The sequence below is a fragment of the Plantibacter sp. VKM Ac-2876 genome (genome assembly GCF_015350715.1).
GTDB classification, from domain to species: domain Bacteria; phylum Actinomycetota; class Actinomycetes; order Actinomycetales; family Microbacteriaceae; genus Plantibacter; species Plantibacter auratus.
The window spans coordinates 32,672-55,079 of record NZ_JADKSI010000001.1; the positions used below are offsets into that span (position 1 = coordinate 32,672).

General features: G+C 70.6%; 22 protein-coding genes. 14 read left to right on the forward strand and 8 right to left on the reverse strand.

Translation table 11 applies throughout. From position 1 onward, the window contains the following. Positions 1-14 precede the first annotated feature (14 nt). Positions 15-848, reverse strand: a complete 834-nt coding sequence (locus tag ITJ62_RS00140; RefSeq protein WP_194599222.1) for an SDR family NAD(P)-dependent oxidoreductase — start codon at positions 846-848, stop codon at positions 15-17. Beyond that, positions 845-1,207, reverse strand: coding sequence for a hypothetical protein (locus tag ITJ62_RS00145; RefSeq protein ID WP_064294294.1), 363 nt, complete (start codon positions 1,205-1,207; stop codon positions 845-847). Before ITJ62_RS00145 ends, ITJ62_RS00140 begins: the two co-directional genes overlap by 4 nt. 297 nt (positions 1,208-1,504) lie before the next feature. Here ITJ62_RS00145 and ITJ62_RS00150 point away from each other — a divergent pair, with 297 nt between their 5' ends. The 9 genes from ITJ62_RS00150 to ITJ62_RS00190 all read left to right on the forward strand — a co-directional run bounded on the left by ITJ62_RS00150 (position 1,505) and on the right by ITJ62_RS00190 (position 10,796). Continuing rightward, positions 1,505-2,170 (forward strand): GtrA family protein, encoded by a 666-nt coding sequence (locus tag ITJ62_RS00150; RefSeq protein ID WP_194599223.1) that lies wholly within the window; start codon positions 1,505-1,507, stop codon positions 2,168-2,170. Then, positions 2,170-3,690 (forward strand): glycosyltransferase family 2 protein, encoded by a 1,521-nt coding sequence (locus tag ITJ62_RS00155; protein ID WP_228497745.1) that lies wholly within the window; start codon positions 2,170-2,172, stop codon positions 3,688-3,690. Before ITJ62_RS00150 ends, ITJ62_RS00155 begins: the two co-directional genes overlap by 1 nt. Then, positions 3,687-5,717, forward strand: a complete 2,031-nt coding sequence (locus ITJ62_RS00160) for a glycosyltransferase family 39 protein (RefSeq protein ID WP_194599224.1) — start codon at positions 3,687-3,689, stop codon at positions 5,715-5,717. Before ITJ62_RS00155 ends, ITJ62_RS00160 begins: the two co-directional genes overlap by 4 nt. 80 nt (positions 5,718-5,797) lie before the next feature. Next, on the forward strand, positions 5,798-6,646 hold the full coding sequence (locus tag ITJ62_RS00165) for a DUF4397 domain-containing protein (protein WP_194599225.1): 849 nt from the start codon (positions 5,798-5,800) through the stop codon (positions 6,644-6,646). A 2-nt stretch (positions 6,647-6,648) separates the two neighbouring features. Further along, positions 6,649-7,833 (forward strand): glycosyl hydrolase family 8, encoded by a 1,185-nt coding sequence (locus tag ITJ62_RS00170; RefSeq protein ID WP_194599226.1) that lies wholly within the window; start codon positions 6,649-6,651, stop codon positions 7,831-7,833. After that, positions 7,830-8,501, forward strand: coding sequence for a class F sortase (locus ITJ62_RS00175; protein WP_194599227.1), 672 nt, complete (start codon positions 7,830-7,832; stop codon positions 8,499-8,501). Before ITJ62_RS00170 ends, ITJ62_RS00175 begins: the two co-directional genes overlap by 4 nt. Before the next feature lie 87 nt (positions 8,502-8,588). After that, positions 8,589-9,356: a polyprenol monophosphomannose synthase gene (locus ITJ62_RS00180; RefSeq protein ID WP_085510190.1), complete on the forward strand. Its 768-nt coding sequence runs from the start codon at positions 8,589-8,591 to the stop codon at positions 9,354-9,356. A gap of 103 nt (positions 9,357-9,459) precedes the next feature. Continuing rightward, positions 9,460-10,443 (forward strand): SDR family NAD(P)-dependent oxidoreductase, encoded by a 984-nt coding sequence (locus ITJ62_RS00185; RefSeq protein ID WP_194599228.1) that lies wholly within the window; start codon positions 9,460-9,462, stop codon positions 10,441-10,443. Between the two features lie 113 nt (positions 10,444-10,556). After that, complete coding sequence (locus ITJ62_RS00190; RefSeq protein WP_194599229.1) at positions 10,557-10,796, forward strand: hypothetical protein; 240 nt, start codon at positions 10,557-10,559, stop codon at positions 10,794-10,796. Between the two features lie 221 nt (positions 10,797-11,017). Here the strand turns inward: ITJ62_RS00190 and ITJ62_RS00195 are convergent, their stop codons facing one another. Then, positions 11,018-12,748 (reverse strand): sodium:proton antiporter, encoded by a 1,731-nt coding sequence (locus ITJ62_RS00195; protein WP_194599230.1) that lies wholly within the window; start codon positions 12,746-12,748, stop codon positions 11,018-11,020. A gap of 63 nt (positions 12,749-12,811) precedes the next feature. Next, entirely contained in the window at positions 12,812-16,435 is a 3,624-nt protein-coding gene (locus ITJ62_RS00200; protein WP_194599231.1) for a DEAD/DEAH box helicase, read from the reverse strand. A 193-nt stretch (positions 16,436-16,628) separates the two neighbouring features. Here ITJ62_RS00200 and ITJ62_RS00205 point away from each other — a divergent pair, with 193 nt between their 5' ends. The 4 genes from ITJ62_RS00205 to ITJ62_RS00220 all read left to right on the forward strand — a co-directional run bounded on the left by ITJ62_RS00205 (position 16,629) and on the right by ITJ62_RS00220 (position 19,468). Continuing rightward, complete coding sequence (locus ITJ62_RS00205) at positions 16,629-18,122, forward strand: SDR family NAD(P)-dependent oxidoreductase (RefSeq protein WP_064294305.1); 1,494 nt, start codon at positions 16,629-16,631, stop codon at positions 18,120-18,122. A gap of 34 nt (positions 18,123-18,156) precedes the next feature. Next, positions 18,157-18,408 carry a ferrous iron transport protein A gene (locus ITJ62_RS00210; RefSeq protein ID WP_194599232.1) on the forward strand — a complete coding sequence of 84 codons (252 nt, stop codon included), beginning with the start codon at positions 18,157-18,159 and terminating at the stop codon, positions 18,406-18,408. Positions 18,409-18,417: 9 nt separating this feature from the next. Continuing rightward, positions 18,418-18,723 carry a hypothetical protein gene (locus ITJ62_RS00215; protein ID WP_137242215.1) on the forward strand — a complete coding sequence of 102 codons (306 nt, stop codon included), beginning with the start codon at positions 18,418-18,420 and terminating at the stop codon, positions 18,721-18,723. Positions 18,724-18,805: 82 nt separating this feature from the next. Then, a complete protein-coding gene (locus tag ITJ62_RS00220) occupies positions 18,806-19,468 on the forward strand; it encodes a pentapeptide repeat-containing protein (RefSeq protein ID WP_194599233.1) in 663 nt (220 codons plus the stop codon). A gap of 161 nt (positions 19,469-19,629) precedes the next feature. On the opposite strand, the gene ITJ62_RS00225 is transcribed toward ITJ62_RS00220, so the two are convergent. Beyond that, positions 19,630-20,913, reverse strand: a complete 1,284-nt coding sequence (locus ITJ62_RS00225; RefSeq protein ID WP_194599234.1) for an FAD-binding protein — start codon at positions 20,911-20,913, stop codon at positions 19,630-19,632. A gap of 56 nt (positions 20,914-20,969) precedes the next feature. Further along, the gene (locus ITJ62_RS00230; RefSeq protein WP_124768760.1) at positions 20,970-21,320 is read right to left on the reverse strand and encodes a DUF6804 family protein; all 351 of its coding nucleotides are present in this window, start codon (positions 21,318-21,320) and stop codon (positions 20,970-20,972) included. Between the two features lie 71 nt (positions 21,321-21,391). On the opposite strand from ITJ62_RS00230, the gene ITJ62_RS00235 reads away from it, so the two are divergent. Further along, complete coding sequence (locus tag ITJ62_RS00235) at positions 21,392-21,697, forward strand: hypothetical protein (protein WP_194599235.1); 306 nt, start codon at positions 21,392-21,394, stop codon at positions 21,695-21,697. Between the two features lie 30 nt (positions 21,698-21,727). Here ITJ62_RS00235 and ITJ62_RS00240 read toward each other — a convergent pair whose 3' ends face one another. Further along, a complete protein-coding gene (locus tag ITJ62_RS00240) occupies positions 21,728-21,991 on the reverse strand; it encodes a DUF1653 domain-containing protein (RefSeq protein WP_086474529.1) in 264 nt (87 codons plus the stop codon). 9 nt (positions 21,992-22,000) lie between these two features. Next, complete coding sequence (locus ITJ62_RS00245) at positions 22,001-22,369, reverse strand: nucleotide pyrophosphohydrolase (protein ID WP_228497747.1); 369 nt, start codon at positions 22,367-22,369, stop codon at positions 22,001-22,003. Positions 22,370-22,408: the final 39 nt, after the last annotated feature.

Here is a 22,408-nt window from a genome sequence, read left to right on the forward strand (position 1 = left end):
ACCGGCGGGACCGCTCAGCGGTGCTCGGCGAGCAGCTCCTCGGTCCGTTCCCAGAGCCCGCGGGCGAGAGCGACGTCGTCGGCGAGCTTGTTCGTGCGTGCGGGCTTCCGCTTCACGAAGTAGCCGCCCGAGGTCCAGTCGAGTCCCGGCTGACTCTCGGCGAGCCAGAAGAGCGTGTCGGCGCCCTCCTCGGGGGTGTTCAGCAGGCGACGCCCGAGCGGGTTCGCATAGAGGAACCGCATCGCGCCGTCGGGCGAGCTGGAGAAGTTCGTCGAGATGACCCCCGGGTGGAACGCCGCCGCGGACAGGCCGCGCGGGCCGTACCGGCGGTCGAGTTCCTTCGTGAAGAGGATCTGCGCCAGCTTCGCGTTGCCGTAGGCGCGCGTGGGCGAGTAGGAGCGTTCGGCGTCGAGGTCGTCGAGGTCGAGCTTCCCGAACAGGCGGTTGGCGACGCTCGAGGTGTTGATCACCGTCGCCTCGGACTCGACGAGGCGGTCGAGCAGGAGATGGGTGAGGAGCGCGGGTGCCAGGTAGTTGATCTGGAACGTCTGCTCATGGCCGTCCGTCGTGACCCGGCGGTCGGCGCCGAAGATGCCGCCGGCGTTGTTGGCGAGGACGTCGATCCGCGGGTACTGCTCGAGGAGCTGTTCGGCGAGGAGCCGCACCTGCGCCAGTTCGGCGAAGTCGGAGATGAACGAGGCGGCCCCGATCCGCTGCGCGACGGCCGCCGTCTTCTCCGGTGAGCGCCCGACCACCACGACCTGCTCGCCCGCGTCGGTCAACGCCTTCGCGGCCGCAGCGCCGATGCCGTCGCTCGCACCGGTGAGGACGATCACCCGATCGCTCACGCGGACGACTTCCGGGGGCGGGGCTCGCTGACGTTGGTCGGGCGCGCCCGCTCGTCGATGTCGGGGACCTCACGGCCGATCGCGAGGTCGCCGGTCTTGTTGGCGTCCTGCATCATCGACTCGAGCCAGCTGCGGTTGAGCTCGGGACGCTGCTCCTGGTCGAACTCGAACTGCAGCGAGATCGACGGGTGCACCCAGATCGTCACGCGTCCGCCACCGGTCTCGAGCGAGCGCGGCCAGGAGATCGTGAAGGACTCGTTGCGCCGCAGCTTCATGACCGCGATCGACTTCACGTGCGCGAGCATCCGGTCGTCGAGTTCGAGCTCTCGCGACGAACTCCCGTAGATCAGCTTTCCCACCAGATGTCTCCTCTTGTGCCGGTCGTCCTCGCGTACCCGGGAATCAGGGCGACACGACGCCCGAGCACACCGGGCGTTGCCCCCATCGTAGGCGACCGAGGGATCGCCGTCGTGCCGGTTGACGAGCGGGCGGCGGCCCAGTTCAGGGGGCCGCCGTGTTGTCCCCCACGGCCTCGCGAGTACGCCAACTTCCCCGGAAAATCAAGGAATTTCGGGGTTGTTTCGTGAACCTGGTAAAGCACTGGGCGGCGGCGGAATCGACCAAACCGCTGTTCGCGCCGCCCCCGAACGGCGTGCATGACCGTGAAGCCCGAATCTTCCGTCGTGCACCCGAGCCAACCGTCCGTCCCCGAACGATCCATCGCTCCGGGAACGCGTCCCCGCCGTGCACGCCAGCCGTTGCGTCTCCCCAAGCTCGTCTCCCAGCTGGTCACCTTCGGCCTCGTCGGTGGCACCGCGTTCGTCGTGGACGTCGGCGTGTACAACCTCCTCCGGTTCACCGTGCTCGACGACAAGCCGATCGGCGCGAAGGTGATCTCCGTCGCCGTCGCCACGATCGTCGCGTGGCTCGGCAACCGGGCGCTGACGTTCCGGACCGAGCACCGCCGCGCGGTGTGGAAGGAAGGCGCGCTCTTCGCGCTCATGAATGTCCTCGGCCTCGGGATCGCCGCCGGGTGTCTCTTCGTCTCGCACTACGTCCTCGGCTACACCACACCCCTCGCCGACAACATCGCGGGCAACGGTGTCGGTCTCGTCCTCGGCATGGTCTTCCGCTTCCTCGCCTACCGGTTCGTCGTCTTCCGGCCTGCCGAGTCGGCGACCGATCGCCGTCGGAGCACGACGCCGCAGGAAGCGCCCGTCTCGAGCCCGGCCACACCGGCACCCGCCGCCGCACCGCGCACCACGACCCCTCGTCGATCCGCACCGACCCACGCACTGCCGACCTCTGGAGGCCTGTCCTGATGGCACCCGCACTCGCACCGCTGCTCGGAGCGCTCGCGCTCATCCCCGCCCGCCCGTTCGCCGCCGCGGACGAGCCCGCTCCCCTGCTGACCCCGCAGCCCGCGGCACCCACGGAACCGCTGCCGAACCGCGGCACCCTGGTGGACCCGGCGTCCGCGGCCGACCCCGGCTCCTGGAGCATCGGTGAGTGGCTCGGCTACGGCACCATGCTGCTGTTCGCCGCCGCGCTGACGATCATCGCCGTCACCACGCTCTACTGGATGCTCCACGCCTGGCGGTCGACCGGCCACCTGAAGAACACCGGGTTCGCCGCGGTCCCGCTGCCCGCCAAGCACTCCTTCACCCTGCTCGTCCCCGGTCGGCACGAAGAGGAGGTCATGGGTCAGACCCTCGACCGCCTCGCCGAACAGGACCACCCCGACTTCGAGATCATCGCGATCGTGGGCCACGACGACCCGGGGACCGAGCGCGTCGTCCGCGAGGCCGCCGCACGGCACCCCGATCTGATCAAGGTCGTCGTCGACGACAGCGTGCCGAAGAACAAACCGAAGGCCCTCAACCGGGCGCTGCAGATCGCCCGCGGCGACGTCGTGGGCGTGTTCGACGCCGAGGACGAGGTGCATCCACGCCTGCTCACGCTCGTCGACTCCCGCTTCACCGAGAGCGGCGCCGACGTCGTCCAGGGCGGCGTGCAGCTCATGAACTTCCAGTCGAGCTGGTGGTCGCTCCGGAACGTGCTCGAGTACTACTTCTGGTTCCGGTCGCGCCTGCACTTCCATGCGGACTCCCGCTTCATCCCGCTCGGCGGCAACACGGTGTTCGTGAAGAAGACCTGGCTCGACTGGTCGGAGGGCTGGGACGACGGCTGCCTCGCCGAGGACTGCGAGCTCGGCGTCCGACTCTCGAGCGCCGGTGCGACGGTCGTCGTGGCCTACAGCCCGGAGGTCGTCACCCGCGAGGAGACGCCAGGCACCCTGCAGTCGCTCTACAAGCAGCGCACGCGCTGGAACCAGGGGTTCCTGCAGGTCCTGAAGAAGGGCGAGTGGCGCAAGCTGCCGACGTTCCGTCAGCGCATGTTCGCCCGCTACCTGCTGTCGATGCCGTTCCTCCAGGCGGCGACCGGCCTCCTCATCCCCGTCTCGGTCCTCCTGGTGCTGTTCGCAAAGGTCCCCGCGCCGATCGCGCTCCTCACCTTCATCCCGCTCGCGCCGACGATCGTCACCCTCGCGGTGGAGGCCTCCGGGCTCGGTGAGTTCGGGCGCCTCTACGGCCAGAAGGTCCGCCTCCGCGACTACGCCCGGCTGATCCTCGGCACCTTCCCGTACCAGATCTTCCTCGGCCTGGCCGCCGTCCGTTCCGTCTTCCGCGAGTGGAAGGGCGACCACTCCTGGGAGAAGACGGAGCACACCGGTGCCCACCGCAGCGAGGAGGTCGCCGAGGCCACCGAGGCCGCTCCCGCCTCCGTCGACCTGCCCGACCGCGCACCCGAGCTCGTCCTCCAGAACGGAGCAACCCGATGACCGGCATCCTCGAACGACCGGCCGCCCCCGGCCGACCAGAGCTCCACCTGGAGAGCGACCGCCTCGGCTGGCTCGCCTCAGGGCCACCGACGAAGCGAGGCCCCGGCGTCGTGCGCCGCTGGCTCTCGCGCCACGGTCGCACCCTGGCCTTCCTCCTGCCCGTGCTCGCCATCGCCGCCGTCGTGCAGGCGATGAACCTGGGCGGCTCCCCGCAGCGCATCGACGACGAGGGCACCTACACCGCCCAGGCGTGGAGTGTCCTGAAGCTCGGCGAACTCGCCCACTACACCTACTGGTACGACCACCCGCCGCTCGGCTGGCTGCAGATCGCGGCTTACACGGGGCTGACCGGCGCGTTCGACCGCTACGACATCGCCGTGGTCGCGGCACGTGAGGCCATGCTGGTCGCGACGCTCATCGCCGTCGTGCTCGTGTGGGTCCTCGCCCGCCGCCTGCACCTCAGCCGGGCCATGGCCGCCGTCGCCGCACTCGTGTTCGCGATCTCGCCGCTCGCGGTCCAGTTCCACCGCACCGTCTACCTCGACAACGTCGCGGTGCCCTGGCTCCTCGGTGCCTTCATTCTCGCGACGAGCCGCAAGCACCAGCTCGTCGGCTTCGCAGGTTCCGCCGCCGCGTTCGGCATCGCCGTGCTGAGCAAGGAGACCTTCCTGCTCGCCCTGCCCTTCCTCGCCTGGACCATGTGGCGCGCGGCTCGGAAGGAGACCCGCCGGTACACGCTGCCGGTCGCCGCGACCATCGTCGTCGTCATCGGCTTCACCTACGTACTCTTCGCCGCCATCAAGGGCGAACTCATCCCCGGCCCTGACCGGGTGAGCCTCCTCGGCGGCGTCTTCTTCCAACTCGGATCCCGTGTCGCGAGCGGGTCGCTGTTCGACCCGGAGAGCCTGTCGGCGAAGACCCTCGGCATGTGGTGGCAGTTGGACGCGGCACTCCTCGTCACCGGCGCGGTGGCCGCCGTCGCCGGACTCTTCATCTCGCGGCTGCGTGTCATCGCCGCGATGACCGTCTTCCTCGGCCTCTTCATGCTGCGCCCGGGCGGGTACCTGCCGGTGCCCTACGTCATCATGCTGCTGCCGTTCATGACGATCCTCATCATGGGTGTGACCGGCGCGGCCATCCGACAGTTCCGTCGCCGCTCGACCGTCGAGGCCGGTGCGCCGCGCCGTCGTCTCCTCGGCGGACGTGCGGCCGGAGCGGTCTGGGTCGCCGCCGTGCTCGCGGCAGCCGTCGTCGCCGTCCCGAACACGGCGACCCAGCTCCGCGGCTTCCTCCTCGCCGACCTCGACAAGCCGGTCCGGCAGGCCCAGCAGTGGGTCCAGACCAATGTGCCGAAGGAGTCCCGCGTGATCGTCGACGACGCGATGTGGGTCGACCTCGTCGAGAGCGGCTTCGACCGCGACAACGTCATCTGGTACTACAAGATGGACACCGACTCCGCCGTCCAGGCTCAGTCGCCCAACGGCTGGCGCGACGCCGACTACATCGTCACGACCGACTCGATGCGGACCTTCCCGACCACCTTCCCCGAGGTCAAGGGTGCGATCGACAACTCCGAGCTCGTCGCGACCTTCGGCTCCGGGACGCAAGCCGTCGAGGTCCGCCGCATCGACGCCGACGGTCTCGACGCGGCCGCCGAGCAGGCTGCCGGACGCACGGCGGCTCGGGCGGCGCTCGGTGCGCAGCTCCTGCTGAACCCCTCGCTCAGCGTCTCGGCGGAGGCCGCACAGACCCTCAGCGACGGCCAGCTCGACTCCCGCGCCCTGCTCGCCCTCGGACAGGTGCTCGCTACGACGCCGGTCCGGCTCGAAAGCACCCCGGTGCTCGACGGCGAGACGGGCGACGTGCGCCGGACGATGGTGCTCCGCACCGGCACCGAGGCGGGCGACAGCCGTCTGGCCGACTCCATCCGCTCGATCCAGGGCGACTACGCAGCCGACCGCGTCGAGCAGACGGCAGCCGGCGTGCGGGTCACCTACTCGGTCGTCGAACCCGACGTCGTCCGCTGACCACCTTCCCGAGCACCGGCTCGAGCCGGAGGCCCGGGCTACCCGAACCCCCGAACCACCCGAAGAACAGGAGTTCCACCATGCGAACCACCACCACGAGGCGACTCGCCCTCAGCGGCCTCGCCGCCGTCGCGACGGCAGCACTCATCGGCTTCGGCACCACCGCCGCGAGCGCCGCCACCACCGATGCCGCAGGCTCCGGCTGGATCCGCGTCGGCCACCTCTCGGCCGACACCAAGACCGTCGACGTGAAGCTGTCGGCACTCTCCGGCGGCGCGACCGTGTTCGAACTCGACGACGTCGCCTACGGCCAGGTCTCCCCTTACACCGACCTGGCCGCCGGCACCTACGTGGTGTCGATGGTGCCCGCCGGGGCTCCCGACAGCACGAAGCCGGTCATCAGCACCAACGTGACCATCACGGCGGGGGAAGCGGCCACCGTCGCGGCCTACGGTCCCAACAAGGACCTGCAGACGAAGGTGTTCGAGGACGACCTCACCGGTCCGACCGAGGGTGCGGCGCGCATCCGGCTGATCCAGGCGTCGACCGATGTGAAGAGCGTCGACGTCAGCACCTCGACCGGCATGCCCATCGCGAAGGGCGCCACCACCGGGACGGCGACCGACTACGCGAGCGTCCCCGCCGGCCCGTGGGATCTCGAACTGACCGGCGGCAAGCAGGCGGCCGAAGCCTCCGTGAACCTCGCGCCGGGCACCGTGAGCACGCTCTTCGTGCTCGACAACGCCGCAGGTGGCGTCACGCTCATGCCCGTCCTCGACAGCTCAGCGGCCGGCGACGCTCCCGAGGGTCCGGTGGAGACCGGTGGCGGTGGACTCGCCAAGGAGTCGTCGACGCTGCGGGGCGTCCTCGACGACCTCGACGCGAAGCTCGCCCGCCTCGTGCGCGACCTCGGGACGGCGGCGAGCTGACCATGAGCGCCAAGAAGACGATCGGTATCGCCGCGACCGCGGTCGCCGCGGTCACCGCGACCGCCGTGATCGCCTCCCTGGCTACCGGGTTCCCGGCGAACCTCCTCCAGGGCCCGACCGCGGCGTCACCCGGCTCCGCCGACACCGACGGTCAGCCTGGCCCGACCTCGACGGTCACGGAACGGACCACCACCGAGGCCGCAGACGCGTTCCTCGCCGACTGGGTCGACGACGGCCGCGTCGTGCGCCGGGACCAGGGTGACGACACGGTCAGCGAAGGGCAGGCCTACGGACTGCTCGTCGCGGCCGGGGTCGGGGACGAGCAGTCCTTCACCGAGATCTGGGATTGGACCGAGCAGCACCTGCAGCGCCCCGACGGGCTGCTCGCCTGGCAGTGGCGCGATGGCGAGGTCGTCGACGAAGAACCCGCCAGCGATGCGGACCTCGACGCCGCCCGCGCGCTCGTCATCGCCGGTACCCGCTTCGACGAGCCGCGGTTCACCGAGGCCGGCGTCACGCTTGCCGGTGTGATCGCGGACCGCATGACCGCCGAGACCGCCGCGGGCCGGATCCTGCTGCCCGGCGTCTGGGCCGCAGCGACCGAGCCCTACGCGTACAACCCGTCCTATGCCTCTCCCGTCGCCTTCTCGGTACTGGGTGCGGCGACGGGTGACCCGCGGTGGGCCGAACTGCAGGCGGGTTCCGCAGCGGTCACGACCACCCTGCTCGACGAGAGCCCGCTCCCGCCCGACTGGGCCCAGGTGCACGCCGACGGCACCGTCGACGCCATGCCCGGCGCGGCAGGGACCGGGCAGAGCGTCCGCTACGGCTACGACGCGGCCCGACTCCCGATCCGCTACGCCGAGTCCTGCGACACCGCCGACCGGGCGATGGCCGCCCGCCTCGCTTCGACCCTCGCGCGGTCGAAGGAGCTGCGGGCGGAGACCGATCTCGGCGGATCACCCCTGACCTCGGATGTGCACCCGCTCGCCCTCCAGGCCCGAGCAGCCGCGCGCGCCGCCGTGGGCAACCTGCCGGAGTCGGCGGACGACCTCCGAGCCGCCGACGAACTCGCGCAGGAGGTGCCGAGCTACTTCGGCGCCGCCTGGGCAGCCCTCGCGCCCATGATGCTCACGACCGGTGAGCTGGACGGGTGCCCGCCGCTCACCGAAGGAGCCACCTCATGATCCGCGCACACAGCCGCCGGATCGGCACGCTCGCCGCCGCCGGAGCACTCCTCACGGCACTCACCCTCTCAGGCTGCGCCACGACGCACGCCGGGCAGACGCCGACCTCGCCGAACGCCGCCGACGGGCCCATCACCTCCTCGGAGGCGACCGACCGTGGCGCCGCCGGTGCGAAGCAGGACCCGGTCGCCCAGGCGCCGGCCGCCGATGTCAGCGCGCTGAGTGTGGCCCGGGTGCAGATCCCGTCGATCGGGGTCGACGCGGCGGTCGAACCGCTCGAGCGCGATGCGTCCGGTGTTCTCCTGCCGCCCGTCGAGTGGGAGGACGCCGGGTGGTACCGCGCCGGCGTCCTGCCCGGCCAGGTGGGGCCCGCGGTCATCGCCGGTCACCTCGACACGACCCTCCGCGAGGCGGTGTTCGTCCACCTCAAGCAGCTCGTGGCGGGCGACCAGGTGACGGTCACGATGTCCGACGGCTCGACCGCCACCTACGCCGTGGACCGCGCCATCGACGTCGAGAAGAAGACCTTCCCCACCGAGGAGGTCTACGGACCGACACCCGACGCGCAGCTCCGGCTCATCACCTGCAACGGCCCCTTCGACGACGCCGCGAACACCTACGCGAACAACTACGTGGTCTTCGCCTCGCTCGTCGGCACGACCCCGTAGCGCTGCTCCTCGCCGCTCCCCACCCCTCGCTCCTGTCGAGGGGCCGCCCCGCTCCGAACCACTCCCAACGACCCGAAAGGAACCGACGTGAACCGCTCACTCGTCGTCATCCCCACCTACAACGAACTCGACAACCTGCAGCCGATCGTGAACCGCACGCTCGCCGTCGCCGGGGTCGACATCCTCGTCGTGGACGACTCCTCCCCCGACGGCACCGGGTTCCTCGCCGAGCAGCTCGCCGCGCAGCACCCGCAGGTGCACGTGTTCCACCGGGCCGTGAAGGACGGGCTTGGCGGGGCGTACCTCGCGGGCTTCGCCTGGGCGCTCGCGCGCGGCTACGAGGTCATCGTCGAGATGGACGCGGACGGCTCCCACCACCCCGAGGACCTGCCCCGCCTGATCGCACTCCTCGACGATCACGACCTCGCGCTCGGCTCGCGCTGGGTCCCGGGTGGCGTCGTCGAGAACTGGCCCGCGCACCGGCTCGCGCTGAGTCGCGGCGGCAACCTCTACACGCGACTCGCCCTGGGGATCGGTGTCGCCGACGCGACCGGCGGGTTCCGCGCGTTCCGCAGCGAGGCACTGCGCCGCATCGACCTCGCCGACGTCGCGTCGCAGGGGTACTGCTTCCAGGTCGACCTCCTCTGGCGGGCGCTGCAGCGCGGGCTCCGGGTCGTGGAGACGCCCATCGTCTTCACCGAGCGGGTGTCGGGCGAGTCGAAGATGAGCGGCGGCATCGTCTCCGAGTCGCTCAAGAAGGTCACGATGTGGGGCGTGCGTCGCCGCCTCCAGGAGGTCCGCGCGCTGCTCCACGGCCACCCGCTTCCATCCGTGCGCGTGCTGTCCACCCGCTGAGACCAGGTGGTGCGGGCGACGACGACCACGGGCTGACGAGGGCTGCACATCTTCCCAGGTCCTTCCGGTTCCGCCGCCCTCCCCGGAGTCGTAGCGTGAGGGCATGATCAATCGCACGCGCACCCCGCAGCACCCCATCGGTTCCGGCTTCGGCCACTCGAGCACCGCGGCGGAGGTGCTCGAGGGCATCGACCTCACCGGCAAGCTCGCCATCGTCACCGGCGGCTACTCCGGTATCGGCCGCGAGGCCGTCCGTGCCCTGGTCGGCGCGGGTGCCCACGTCATCGTGCCCGCACGGCGACCGGAGACCGCTCGCGAGGAGCTCGCCGGCATCGACGGCGTGGAGGTCGACGAACTCGACCTGGCCGACCTCGCGAGCGTCGAGGCGTTCGCCGACCGCTTCCTCGCCACGGGTCGGGGCATCGACCTGGTCATCACGAACGCCGGTGTCATGGCGGCTCCCGAGACGCGTGTCGGTCCCGGCTGGGAACTCCAGTTCGCGACGAACCACCTCGGCCACTTCGCCCTCGTCAACCGCCTCTGGCCCGCCATCGTCAAGGGCGGTTCCTCGCGGGTCGTCGCGTTGTCCTCCAGCGGCCACAAGCGCTCGGGGATCCGCTGGGACGACGTCCAGTTCGAGCACGGGTACGACAAGTGGGAGGCCTACGGGCAGGCGAAGACCGCCAACGCGCTCTTCGCCCTCCAGCTCGACACGCTCGGTGCCGAAGAGGGCGTCCGTGCGTTCTCCGTCCACCCCGGTGGCATCCTCACGCCGCTCCAGCGGCACCTGCCTCGCGAGGAGATGATGGCCCTCGGCTGGGTCGACGCCGACGGCAACCTCCTCGTCTCGGGGTTCAAGTCGCCCGAGCAGGGTGCCGCAACCGAGGTGTGGGCCGCGACCTCGCCGTCGCTCGACGGCCTCGGCGGGGTGTTCTGCGAGGACTGCGACATCGCCGGCCCGGCCGAGACAGCGGTCTCCCCGGCCTCCGGTGTCGCCGACCACGCGACCGATCCTGAGGAGGCGGCCCGACTCTGGGCGCTCTCCGCCGAACTCACCGGGGTCGACGCCTTCGCCGCTCGCGACTGATCGGCCGGCGCCACCCCTTGCAGCCACCCGCCCACGGACCTACCGTGAGAGCGGATCAGCGCGACGATGCGCGAGACGGAGACCGCCCAGGCGGATCTCGGAAGGAGCACCCCATGAGTGACCAGAACGCCGACATCAACAACCCGGGCCCACACGACGAGGCCTTCGACGACGCGGCGGCCGAGCGCGTGGCGTCCACGACGAACCCCGGCCCGAGCGTCGACGCGGACGACCCCGCGGCGAGCGGCGAGGCCGACATCACGAACCCCGGTTCGGAGACCGAACGCGACGCTGCGGCCGAGCGCGAGGCGGAGCGCGTCGCGAACATCACCAACCCCGGCCCGCACAGCTGACGGCACCCGGTCCACAACTCAGGACGCCCCCCGGCGCGCCGCGTCGTCCCACCCATGCGGATGGCCGACGCGCCGGACCGCTCCTGAGTTGTGGACATCGGCCAACCGCGCGCCCACCGTTCACAACTCAGGACGCCCCCGGCGTGCCTCGTCATCCCGCCCATGCGGATGGCCGACGCGCCGAGCCGCTCCTGAGTTGTGAACCGGCGGGTCCCACTCGATCAGTGGTCGGCACGAGGCGGACGCAGGCGCGTCTCCTCGATGTCGAGCATCGTCTGCGCCTCGGCGAGGATGCGCGACGGGTACGCACCGCGCGCCCGGGCGTCGAGGAGCCGCTCGCGCTCGGCCTGCACGACGGCGAGGCGCAGCTGGCGGTAGAGCCGGTGCGGCGTCTCGGCGTGCGTCTCACTGGGCGAGACCGACTCGCGCGAGCGTTCCCAGGCGGCTTCCGCCCGCAGGAACGTCGACTGTCTGACACGTTCGAGCAGATCGGGGTCGATCTCCTCCTCGATGCCGACCGCCGACGCCGGATCCTCCAGCACGCTGATGCCCGCGTAGCTGATCTCGTCGAGGAGGGTCGCGAGCTGTCGGCGGTCCTCGGACTCATCGATCCCCTGCACCTTGAGCAGCCTGATGAGCCACGGCAGCGTGCCGCCCTGGACGACGAGCGTCACGACGGCGACCGTGAAGGCGATGAGGACGAGCTGTTCGCGGTACGGGGTGCTCTGTGGCAGTGACTGTGCGGCGGCGAGCGTCACGACGCCGCGCATGCCCGACCAGCTGAGGATGACGCCACCTCGCCAGTCGATCTGCTCCAGCCGCAACTGTTCGAGGTCGGCGCGCTGCCGCTCGTAGGCGCGCTCCCGCCGCCGGTGCCATCGGCGGTTCTGTCTCGGGAACCGTTCCGAGTACCCCATCGACAGCCACCGTTGCAGGGTCTGCCGCTCAGCCCAGCGTTCTCGTGCACGGAGCCCGAGCACCAGCGGCCCCACCCACAGGAACCGCAGTGCGATGAGCGCGGCCGTCGCGACGAGACCGATCCCGATGGACTCCTCGACGGACAGGATCTCAGCGTCGACGGCACCGATGAGGGTGCGGATTTCGAGTCCGATGAGGAGGAACACGGCGTTCTCGAGCAGGAACTGGATGGTCCGCCAGTTGATGCGGTCGCTGATCCGCGCCTGCGCCGAGAACGCGGCCGAACTCGCGTGGCCCGTGTACAGGCCGGCGATGACGACGGCCAGCACGCCGGACCCACCGAGCGCCTCGGTCGGCATGAACGCCACGAACGGGACGGCGATGGAGATCGCGGTGTCGAGGACGGAGTCGTTGAGCTTCGACCGCAGCCAGACGGTGACGTACCCGGCGATGAAGCCGACGATGATCGCCAGGACGACCGCGTAGACGAAGTCGCCGACCGTCGCCCACGGAGTGAGCATGCCGCCGGCCGCCGCAGCGCTCGCCGATCGGAGGAGCACGAGCGCGGTCGCGTCGTTCACGAGCCCCTCGCCCTCGAGCACGGTCAGGAGGCGGGGCGGGAGGCCGAGACGGCGTCCGATGGAGGTGGCCGCGACCGCGTCGGGCGGGCTGATGATCGCGCCGAGGGCGATGGCGGCGGCGAGGTTGAGGTCGGGTAGCAGGCTGAAGAGGAGGAACCCGGCACCGAACGCGGTGACGATGACGAGCACGACCGACAGACTCGTGATGGTGGCGAGGTTGCGGCGGAAGTCCATGATCGGGACGCTGATCGCCGCGGCGTAGAGGATGGGCGGCAGGACGACGTCGAGCACGAGTTCCGGCTCGACCTCGATCTCCGGGACGCCCGGGAGGTACGAGAGCCCGACACCGACGATCACGAGGATGATCGGTGCGGCGACGCCGAGCTTGCGGGAGAAGGCCGCGACGGCGACGATCACCGCGATGCCGACGACCGCATACACCCCGAGTTCCATAGCGATCAGGCTATCGGTCGCTCGGCCGGCCCCACCCCGACGGCTGTCGTGGGTGCCGGGAAGCTATTCGAGCAGGCCCCGGATGTCCTCCGCGGTGAGCGCCTGACTGAACACCGCGTCGTCGTCGAGGACCGCGGCGAAGAGCTCCGACTTCTTCGCCTGGAGCGCCATCACCTTCTCCTCGATCGTGTCGGCGGCGACGAGCCGGTAGACCATGACGTTCTCCGTCTGGCCGATGCGGTGCGTGCGGTCGATGGCCTGCGCCTCCGCGGCCGGGTTCCACCACGGGTCGAGCAGGAAGACGTAGTCCGCCTCGGTGAGGTTGAGGCCGAACCCGCCGGCCTTCAGGCTGATGAGGAAGACGGGCGCGTCACCGGTGCGGAATCGGTCGATGACCTCACCCCGACGACGGGTGGACCCGTCGAGGTACTCGTACGCGATGCCCTGCTCCTCCAGCCGACGCGCGGCGGTGCCGAGGAAGCTCGTGAACTGGCTGAAGATGAGCGCCCGGTGGCCCTCGGCGACGACGTCGTCGAGCTGCTCGAGGAGTGCGTCGAGCTTGCTGGAGGGGATGCCCGCGTGCTCCTCGGCATCGATGAGACTCGCGTCGAGGCTCAGCATGCGCAGCAGGGTGAGTGAGCGGAACACGATGAACCGGTTGCGGTCGAGGTCGTCGACGAGTCCGAGGAGCTTCTGCCGTTCGCGCTGGAGGACGAGGTCGTAGAGCTTGCGGTGGGCCGGCGCGAGCTCGATGCGCAGCACCTGTTCCTGCTTCGGCGGCAGTTCGGGCGCGACCATCTCCTTGGTGCGCCGCATGAGCAGCGGACGGATGCGTCGGCGCAGGGTCTGCAGCCGACTCGAGTCGAGACCCTTGCCGATCGGCTTGACGTAGTGCTCGGTGAAGCGCGGCGCCGAGGCGAACAGCCCCGGCGCGACGATCGACAGCAGCGACCACAGCTCCATGAGGGTGTTCTCGATGGGCGTGCCGGTGATCGCGAGCTTGAACGGTGCCCGGAGATCGACCGCGCACTCGTGCAGCTTGGCGCGGTGGTTCTTCACGAACTGCGCCTCGTCGAGGATGAGCCCCGACCACTCGACCGCCTGGTACGCCGGTGCGTCGAGCCGGAAGAGCGCATAGCTCGTGACCACGATGTCGGCGCCCGCCGCGAGGTCCGCGATCGACGCGCTGCCCTTCGCCTGCGTGGTCGCGATGCTGCGGACGACGAGGTCTGGCACGAAGCGCGTGGCCTCGGCGACCCAGTTGGAGACCACCGACGTCGGGGCGACCACGAGGAACGGTGGTGCCGTGGTCCCGGTGGTCTCGCGCGCGTGGGCGACGAGGGCGAGCGTCTGCAGCGTCTTGCCGAGGCCCATGTCGTCGGCCAGGATGCCACCGAGTCCGTGCTGCCAGAGGAACGCGAGCCAGCGGAAGCCCTCGACCTGGTAGGGCCGGAGGTCGGCGTGGAGTCCCGACGGCAGCGCGGTGTCGGGGACCGCTTCGATCGCGTTGAGTCCGGCTGCAGCCTCGCGCCAGGAGACGGCCTGCTCGGTCTCGTCGGCGAGGTCTTCGAAGTCGGCCCAGAGGCTCGCCTGGTAGCGACTGATGTTCGGCTTCGTCTCCCACTCCTTGAGCGCGGCCGCCTCGGTGAGCAGCTCGCGCAGGCGGTCGAAGGCGGGGTGCTCGAGCGAGAGGTAGGTGTGGTCGACCCTGAGCAGCTTCGTGCGCCCCTTCGAGAGGGCCTTGAAGAGGGGCTCGAAGGGGACGCTGTACTCGCCGATGTGGATGACGATCCCGAGGTCGAACCAGTCGCGCTGCTCCGTCTCCACCGTGGTGACCGAGATGTGGGGCGTGCCCGTGAGCTCCCGGTACTCGGGGCGGTCACCGGACACCTCGACGAGGACGTCGTCGAGCGATTCGAGGACGGGGAGGGTGCGCTCGGTGACGAGTGCCGCGTCGAACTCCGTCAGGACCTGCGGCCTGGGCGGCCAGATGCCCGGAGTCGTGAGCTCGTCGAACGAGCCCGCGGCGAGTGCACGGCGTTCCGGCTCCGCTGCAGCGGCGATGGCGGCACCGACCCGGTCGAGGATGGCCCGCTCCGAGCGTTCGTCGCGGAGGACCTCCGCAGCGGCAGCTCCGGTGGCGGTGTCGGTCGGCACGCCGTGCGGCACCGTCGACACGAGCGATCGTCCTGCGGCGAGCGCCGGGGTGCCGCCACCGATCGGCACGCGCTGCGCCGGGGCGTACTGCCAGAACCACGCGAGGCGCAGGGTCTGCTTCGGTTCGAACGAGGCGGCGAGCACGAGCACCGGTGGCACGATCTCGGGCAGGGCCACGGTGCCGTCCGTCGAACTCAGCGAGATGCTGCGGCGGAGTCGTGGGACGTAGTGCTCGAGGAACTCCGGCACCTCGGCCTCGGGGACGACGACGGGGTCGCCCGGTCCGAGGAGTCCGCGGGCTTCTTCCGTCAGCGGTTCGGCGAGTGGTGCGAGCACGATCGCCTGCTGGGGTTCGAGCGTGTAGTGGTAGAGGCCGTGGTCGCCCAGGGCTCCGCTCGTGGCCGCCTCGACGTCGGTGCCGTCGATCGTCACGACGGATCGGAGGACCACGCCCTCGTCGTCGTGCGCGGCGTCCAGCCGGATGGCGGCTGTGGTGCCGAGGGTGACCGTGCCCTTGCGCGTGCCGACGAGTTCGATCCCGAGCTGGGCCGCCTCGTCGAACAGATGCCAGAGGACGGGGCTGCCGAAGTCGTCGAGGACGAGCCAGTCGGAGTCACCGGCGCCGGCGTAGGCACCGGCCGGCGGACGGGTGGCGCGCAGGAGCGCCTGGAACTGCGTGAACCACTGCTGGTGCGCCGGATCGAGCGACAGCCGGTGGCCCTGGTGCGTGAACGAGGTCCACGAGATCGTCGACTTCACGAAGCCGCCGCCGGCCTTCTTGACGACGGGTCGGACGGCGATCCGGCGGGGGTGCCGGGACTCGGGCGGGCCGTCGGCCGTGCGGGAGGTCGGTCCGCGCCAGCGTTCGGCGGTGCGCGGGATACTCTCGCGGACCTCGAACTGCAGGCCCATGGCCGTCGGTGCCGTGGCGCGACCGGCATCGCCGGCGAGGGAGTCGAGTCGGTTCCGCCAGCTGGGCGGCGCCGGCGGCGTCTGCGGACTCGGGGTCCATCGCGCTGCTCGCCGTTCCGCTTCCGGACGCCAGGAGGCGGGGAGGTCGTCGAGCTCGTCGAGGGCGTACATCGGCTGGTGCTCGGCCGGTTCGTCGAGCGCGGGGTCGTTGATGGGCGCGGTCCAACGGCGGTCGGAACGCCAGGACGCCTCCTTCCCCGAAGGCGGCCGTTGTGGGGCCACCCACCGGTCGGAGCGGCCTTCGGCGCGGAGGTGGGCCGCGTTGCTGTGCAGCAGGGTGGCGACGATGTGCTTGCAGTCACCGCGGAGCGGGCAGGAGCACGCGCTGCCTTCGATCCGTGCGAACCCGCCGGTGTCGTCGCCGAGGTCGACGATGCAGGCGTACGGGACGTCGGTGGAGCCTTCGACGATCCCGTGGAGCCGACGCTTGTCGGGGTCCCAGTCGGCAGCGGTGACCCGACCGTCCCTCGCGTAGACCCGGCCGCGGTCGAACGCCACCCGCCCGACGAGCCGGACGAGGTCGGCCACGTCGACCAGTGGTGCGGGCTCGGGAGTCATCGCCCCATGCTCTCACGCACGACGGACACCCTTCCCTCGGGCCAGCGCGGTGCGCTGACGCGAGCGCGGGTCTCCGACGTGAGCGCGCCCCTCCGGAGGGGCGCGCTCACGCCTGTGGGTCGCGGTCGGTCCAGCGCCCCGCGCTGACCACAGCACCGCCCGAGGCACGTCCGGCGGCTCGTAGAATGAAGCAATGACCTCTCTCCCCCACGACGAGCCTGCGAACCACGCTCCCGGCGACGACGCGGGCATCGATCCCACCGATCTCGAGGTCACGCTGCGCGTCCTCCAGACCATGGCGACGATGGACGAGGAGCACCCCGACTACCTGCAGGTGCGCCGTGCCACCGCCAAGATGTTCAAGGCGGTCAAGAAGGAGCGCCGACTCGACCGTCGGGCCCGGATCGCCGACGCCGACCGCGCCGTGATCGCCGCCACCGCGACGGGCGCCCCCGACCGCATCGACGACGAGACGCGAGGCATCCCGCTCGCCACCACCACGACGGCTCCGACCGCCGGCGAACTGCTGGTGCCGCGCAACTGCTACATCTGCAAGCAGCCGTACACGACGGTCGACGCCTTCTACCACCAGCTCTGCCCGCAGTGCGCGGCGATGAGCCACGCGAAGCGCGACGCCCGCACCGACCTCACCGGCAAGCGCGCCCTCCTCACCGGCGGCCGCGCGAAGATCGGCATGTACATCGCGCTGCGACTCCTGCGCGACGGCGCCCACACCACCATCACGACGCGGTTCCCACGCGACGCCGTCCGCCGTTTCAGCGCGCTCCCCGACAGCGCCGACTGGCTGCACCGGCTTCGCGTCGTCGGCATCGACCTCCGCGACCCGGCCCAGGTCATCGCCCTCGCGGATTCCGTCGCCGAACAGGGCCCGCTCGACATCCTCATCAACAACGCAGCGCAAACGGTCCGCCGCACGAAGGGCGCCTACCAGCCGCTCGTCGACGCGGAGCTCGCCCCGCTGCCCGACGGCCCGCTGCCCGAGCTCGTCACCTTCGGCCACACGAACGACGCACACCCGCTGTCGCTCGCGGCGTCGGTGTCCGCGCACCCGATCCTCGCCGCTGCTGCCGCCAAGGCCGACGCCCTCACCGAGGCCGCCATGACGGCCGGGTCGTCCTCGCTCGAACGCCTCGCGGCAGGCACCGCGATCGACGCAGGCGGACTCGTGCCCGACGTCGACCACAGCAACAGCTGGGTGCAGAACGTCGACCAGGTCGAACCCATCGAGATGCTCGAGGTCCAGCTGGCGAACGCGACCGCCCCGTTCATCCTCATCAGCCGCCTGCGTGCGTCGATGGCGGCGTCCGACTTCCCGCGCACCTACGTGGTCAACGTCTCCGCGATGGAGGGCGTCTTCGGTCGCGGGTACAAGGGTCCAGGCCACCCGCACACGAACATGGCGAAGGCCGCGCTGAACATGCTCACCCGGACGAGCGCGCGGGAGATGTTCGAGACCGACGGCATCCTCATGACGAGTGTCGACACCGGCTGGATCACCGACGAGCGCCCGCACCCGACCAAGGTGCGACTGGCGGAGGAGGGCTTCCACGCCCCGCTCGACCTCGTCGACGGCGCAGCGCGGGTGTACGACCCGATCGTCCGCGGCGAGGCCGGCGAGAACCTGTTCGGCGTCTTCCTCAAGGACTACCGCCCGAGCTCCTGGTGAGCTTCGACTCGCGGTCGTGGTCGAGGACCCGGCGATGATCGGTCCAGCGGCCGTCCGCTTCCTCCGGGACGCTCCGCTCGGTTCGCGGGTCGTCGTGCGCTTCGCACTGCCCGAAGGCGCCGAGGCGGGTGCGACCGACGCCCTCGGCGAGCTCGTCGAGCGGTCGGTGACGGGCTGCACGGTCGAGACCAAGCGCGGACCGGTCGTGATCGCCGACACCGACGTCATCGCGGCGAAGCTCGTCCCGCCGGCACCGGCACCACGGGAACGCCGCCGCTCACCCTAGGCTGGGCCGATGAGCAGCGAAGTCACCCAGGACCCGTCGCCGACGCAGCATCGCGTCGAAGTGACACTCCGACGTCCCTGGTACGGCGCTTTCCAGCGTCCGACGGTCGTGTTCGACGGGCGCGGCCAGCCGGCGCAGTGGGGCACGGGGAGCTGGCAGGTCGGCGGGACGGACGTCTCCTTCGAGGTCTTCCTGTTCAACCGGGTCTGGCGGTACGGCGCAGCGCGGACCACCTTGACCGCCGGCGTCGACACGTCGCTCGTCTACCGCGCTCCGCTCCTGCCGTTCCTCCCCGGTCGGTTCACAGCGAGCTGAGCGGTGGCTCGGAAGTCCGTCGGCGGCCGCCCCTAGGCTGGCCGGATCACCCCATCACGCACGGGCATCGGGAGAACACGGCATGGCGAAACGCACTGGAACGACAGCACCACGGCTCGACCCCGTCCGTCTCATCGGATTGACCGACGGCGACGAGCGCGCCCTCGACGCGCACGACAGTGTCGAAGGCCTGCGGTTCGCCGACCTCGACCTGTCGCACCGCGACCTCTCGGGCATCACGATCTCCGAGTCCTTGCTCGCGGGCATTCGAGCCGACCAGACCGACTTCCGGGCGGCGTCGTTCCTCGACTCCCGGCTCGAGCGGTGGGACGCGCCCATCCTCCTCGCCCCGCGGATTCGGATGCGCGACGTCGAGCTGGAGGGGTCACGGGTCGGTTCCGCCGACTGCTACGACGCGAACTGGCAGTCGGTGCGGGTCACCGGGTGCAAGCTCGGGTTCGTCAACCTGCGCGGGGCCGTCCTGCAGGACGTCCTGTTCGAGGACTGCACGATCGACGAACTCGACCTCGCCGATGCGACGGCCACCCGGGTGCGGTTCGTCGACTGCACGCTCAACAGTCTCGATGTCACGCGGGCGAGGCTCACCGACGTCGACCTCCGGACGCTCGAGCTGCGTCGCATCGCGGGCATCGAGCACCTTCGGGGTGCGACGATGACCCCGTTCCAGGTCGGCGAGCTCGCCGCGATGTTCGCCGAGCAGTTCGGCATCCGAGTCGAGGACTGACCTCCCGGGTTGCGCCAGCGCGGTGCGCTGACGTCACCGCGGGTCTGACGCGTGAGCGCGGGTCTCCGAAGACCCGCGCTCACGCGTGTGCCCCGCGCCCACGCCGGTTCCTCCGCGCTCGCGCCAGCGCACCGCGCTGGCACCCGAGCCACCGGCACCCGCTACCGGGGCAGACGGACCCCGATGCGCTCCAGGTGTGCGTTCGAGAAGGTGCCGGCCGGGTCCAACTCCTCGAAGAGATCCCGTGCGTCGGCGAGCCGCGGCACGACTTCGGCGATGCGCTCGGCCGTCAGGAGGTTGAGCTTGCCCCAGTGCGGGCGAGCGTCGAAGGGAGCGAGCGCGTCCTCGATCGCGGGCAGCACCGACCGGACCTCCTCGGGCAGGTTGCGCCAGGTGAAGTGCACGGCGAGCATCTCCCGGTGGTACGCACCGCTCAGCCAGAGCTTGTCGGGCGCCGCCGTGCGCAGTTCGGTCACGAGCAGCAGCGGGGCGATGCGGTCGCCGAGCGCGCGCAGGGCCGTGATCGCGGCCGGTCCGTCGGCGCGGTCGATGAAGTACTCGGTCTGGATCTCGTCGCCGTTGCTCGGCGTCGACTCGAGCCGGAAGTGCGGCAGCCGTTCCCACCAGTCGCCGGGGACACCGCCCTGCAGCGTGAGGTTGTCGGGGTCCGTCTCGACGAGGTTGCCGGCGGTCAGGGAGTCCCGCTGCACCCCGAGCCACGACTCCGGGACGACCGGCAGCTCGTCGTCACCGGCGACCAGGCGGGTCTTCCACCAGATCTGCTCGACGGTGTCGCCGAGCCAGTTCGTGAAGATGCTGACGCTGTAGGCGCCACCGGTGACGCCCTCGAAGTCGGCGAGGACGGCGTCCCATGGGACGTCGCGGTAGACGTCCTGACGCACGCGGTAGGCGGGCTGCACGTCGACCGTCACGCGCACCACGATGCCGTACGCGCCGAGCCCGACGACAAGCCCGTCGAAGCCGGGGTCCCCGCGACGGACGTGGACGAGTTCGCCCGTGGCGTCGACGTACTCGAGACCGCTGACGGCTGAGGACAGGATGCCGTTGTCGTTGCCGGATCCATGGGTGCCGGTCGCGATCGCGCCGCCGATGGAGATGTGCGGGAGCGAGCCCATGTTGTGGAATGCGAGGCCCTGTTCGGCGAGCCACGCGGCGGCGATCCCGTAGCGCGTCCCGGCTCCGATCGTCACCGAGCCGGCGGCCTCGTCGAACACCGGGTCGGCGGGGATGTCGAGCACGGTGATGAGCGTGCCGTCGGAGTCGGCGAGGTCGGTGAACGAGTGTCGGGTGCCGAGGGCGCGGACACGCGTGCCCGTCCTGGCGGCCTCCGCGACGAGTGCGCGGACCTCGTCGATCGACGTGGCGTTCACGATCCGCGGCGCTGCGAAGGTGTGTGTACCGGCCCAGTTGCGTTCAAGCGTCATGAGCGCAAGCTTGCCAGAGCCGGGACGACCCGCAGGCGTTCCCGAAACATTTCCGATCAGGCGGGCGGGGCGGCGTGCTTGTTCTCGAGCAGGATGCCGACGGAGACGAGCACGACCGCGCCGAGGAACTGCGCGATGATCCAGGGGATGCCGCTGAACGGGAGCGGGAGGACCGGGTTCCACACGATCGCGACGAGCAGCGTCGGGATCATCCAGAGCGGCTGCTTGGCCTGCCAGGCGAACACGGCCATGATGAGCGCGAGGATGCTCACCACGAACAGCACGATCGTGAAGGCGTCGAGTTCGAGCAGTGCGAGCCCGAGCATGAGCGCGACCGCACCCATGATGCCCGGGATGAGCGCCGGGCGAAGGGCGAAGGGTGCGGGTGCGGGGGTCGGACTCGGCATCCCACGAGTTTACGTGGAGCGGCGGGGCGTCGCCGAGCGGTGCGGCGGGGCCGATGCGGCACAATCACTGCATGGGCGTTCTCATCTACGGTGCCGGAAGTCACTACGACTTCGACGACCGCGTGCTCGCCCACCTCAGGGCGGCGATCGGGAACAAGCTGCGTCGTCGGGAGTCCTTCTTCGTCGAATGGACGAAGGGGGCTGTGGACGGCGGCGGGCGGGTGAGTCTCTGGATCACGAGCGACGTCCCGCTGCAGTTCCGGTTCGCGCAGCCGGAGCCCTCGGTGAACCAGGCGTGGGTGCGCGCCCTGCTCGAGTCCTCCTACACGCCAGGCGGCATGATCCTGACGCCCGAACCCGGCGCATCGGCCGCATGATCGGGACCGTCCACACCCGATGATGACCGGTCAGTCGGCGTCGTCCTCGACGCGGGCGAAGCGCGGTCCCTCGTAGCCGTCGCGCGAGACGGGCTCGACGAACATCGCGAGCGGTCGCACCCACGACGTCGGCGGGGTCGTGGTCGTCCGGTAGAAGACGTACGGCTCCTCGGTCTCGCTGTGGCGCCCGACGCCGATGACCTCGTACCGTGCACCCTTGAAATGCCGGTAGGTGCCGGGCTCGACGCCGAATGACTCGCCGTCGTCGGTGCTGGCCGTGCTGTCGTCGCTCATGCCGCGATTCTAGCCAGCGGGCGTCGCGGAATCAGCGCTCTCTTCGTCGGCCCGGAGCTCGGAAACGTGCCGCACCAAGTCCTGCATCTGACGGGGGAACGCCTCGCCGATGTCGATGCCGAACCGGTCGGCGAGCACGAGACACGACCAGATGGCATCACACAGTTCGTGCTCGAGCTGTTCGAGTCCGATGCCGTCGATGCGACGCGTCCCGTCGAGCGTCATCACGATCTTGGCCAGGTCACCGACGTCGCCGACGAAGCCGAGGGCGACCTCCTGGTTCGTCCACGGACGTCCGATCCGCTTCGTGCTGAGATCGTCGTAAGCGGCGGCGACCTCCATGGCGTGGGCGTTCAGCGTTGCGAAGTCCTGAGTCATCCCCAGAGCCTAGTCAGCGCGCAGCGAGGACCCCAGGCA

What these genes read in the sequence shown, in the direction of transcription:
- ITJ62_RS00205 (WP_064294305.1), top strand. Translation starts at nt 16,629, where the DNA reads ATGACCTCTCTCCCCCACGACGAGCCTGCGAACCACGCTCCCGGCGAC.
- ITJ62_RS00235 (WP_194599235.1), top strand. Translation starts at nt 21,392, where the DNA reads ATGGGCGTTCTCATCTACGGTGCCGGAAGTCACTACGACTTCGACGAC.
- ITJ62_RS00245 (WP_228497747.1), bottom strand. Translation starts at nt 22,369, where the DNA reads ATGACTCAGGACTTCGCAACGCTGAACGCCCACGCCATGGAGGTCGCC.
- ITJ62_RS00240 (WP_086474529.1), bottom strand. Translation starts at nt 21,991, where the DNA reads ATGAGCGACGACAGCACGGCCAGCACCGACGACGGCGAGTCATTCGGC.
- ITJ62_RS00225 (WP_194599234.1), bottom strand. Translation starts at nt 20,913, where the DNA reads ATGACGCTTGAACGCAACTGGGCCGGTACACACACCTTCGCAGCGCCG.
- ITJ62_RS00150 (WP_194599223.1), top strand. Translation starts at nt 1,505, where the DNA reads ATGACCGTGAAGCCCGAATCTTCCGTCGTGCACCCGAGCCAACCGTCC.
- ITJ62_RS00155 (WP_228497745.1), top strand. Translation starts at nt 2,170, where the DNA reads ATGGCACCCGCACTCGCACCGCTGCTCGGAGCGCTCGCGCTCATCCCC.
- ITJ62_RS00170 (WP_194599226.1), top strand. Translation starts at nt 6,649, where the DNA reads ATGAGCGCCAAGAAGACGATCGGTATCGCCGCGACCGCGGTCGCCGCG.
- ITJ62_RS00165 (WP_194599225.1), top strand. Translation starts at nt 5,798, where the DNA reads ATGCGAACCACCACCACGAGGCGACTCGCCCTCAGCGGCCTCGCCGCC.
- ITJ62_RS00200 (WP_194599231.1), bottom strand. Translation starts at nt 16,435, where the DNA reads ATGACTCCCGAGCCCGCACCACTGGTCGACGTGGCCGACCTCGTCCGG.
- ITJ62_RS00160 (WP_194599224.1), top strand. Translation starts at nt 3,687, where the DNA reads ATGACCGGCATCCTCGAACGACCGGCCGCCCCCGGCCGACCAGAGCTC.
- ITJ62_RS00230 (WP_124768760.1), bottom strand. Translation starts at nt 21,320, where the DNA reads ATGCCGAGTCCGACCCCCGCACCCGCACCCTTCGCCCTTCGCCCGGCG.
- ITJ62_RS00185 (WP_194599228.1), top strand. Translation starts at nt 9,460, where the DNA reads ATGATCAATCGCACGCGCACCCCGCAGCACCCCATCGGTTCCGGCTTC.
- ITJ62_RS00210 (WP_194599232.1), top strand. Translation starts at nt 18,157, where the DNA reads ATGATCGGTCCAGCGGCCGTCCGCTTCCTCCGGGACGCTCCGCTCGGT.
- ITJ62_RS00190 (WP_194599229.1), top strand. Translation starts at nt 10,557, where the DNA reads ATGAGTGACCAGAACGCCGACATCAACAACCCGGGCCCACACGACGAG.
- ITJ62_RS00195 (WP_194599230.1), bottom strand. Translation starts at nt 12,748, where the DNA reads ATGGAACTCGGGGTGTATGCGGTCGTCGGCATCGCGGTGATCGTCGCC.
- ITJ62_RS00175 (WP_194599227.1), top strand. Translation starts at nt 7,830, where the DNA reads ATGATCCGCGCACACAGCCGCCGGATCGGCACGCTCGCCGCCGCCGGA.
- ITJ62_RS00215 (WP_137242215.1), top strand. Translation starts at nt 18,418, where the DNA reads ATGAGCAGCGAAGTCACCCAGGACCCGTCGCCGACGCAGCATCGCGTC.
- ITJ62_RS00220 (WP_194599233.1), top strand. Translation starts at nt 18,806, where the DNA reads ATGGCGAAACGCACTGGAACGACAGCACCACGGCTCGACCCCGTCCGT.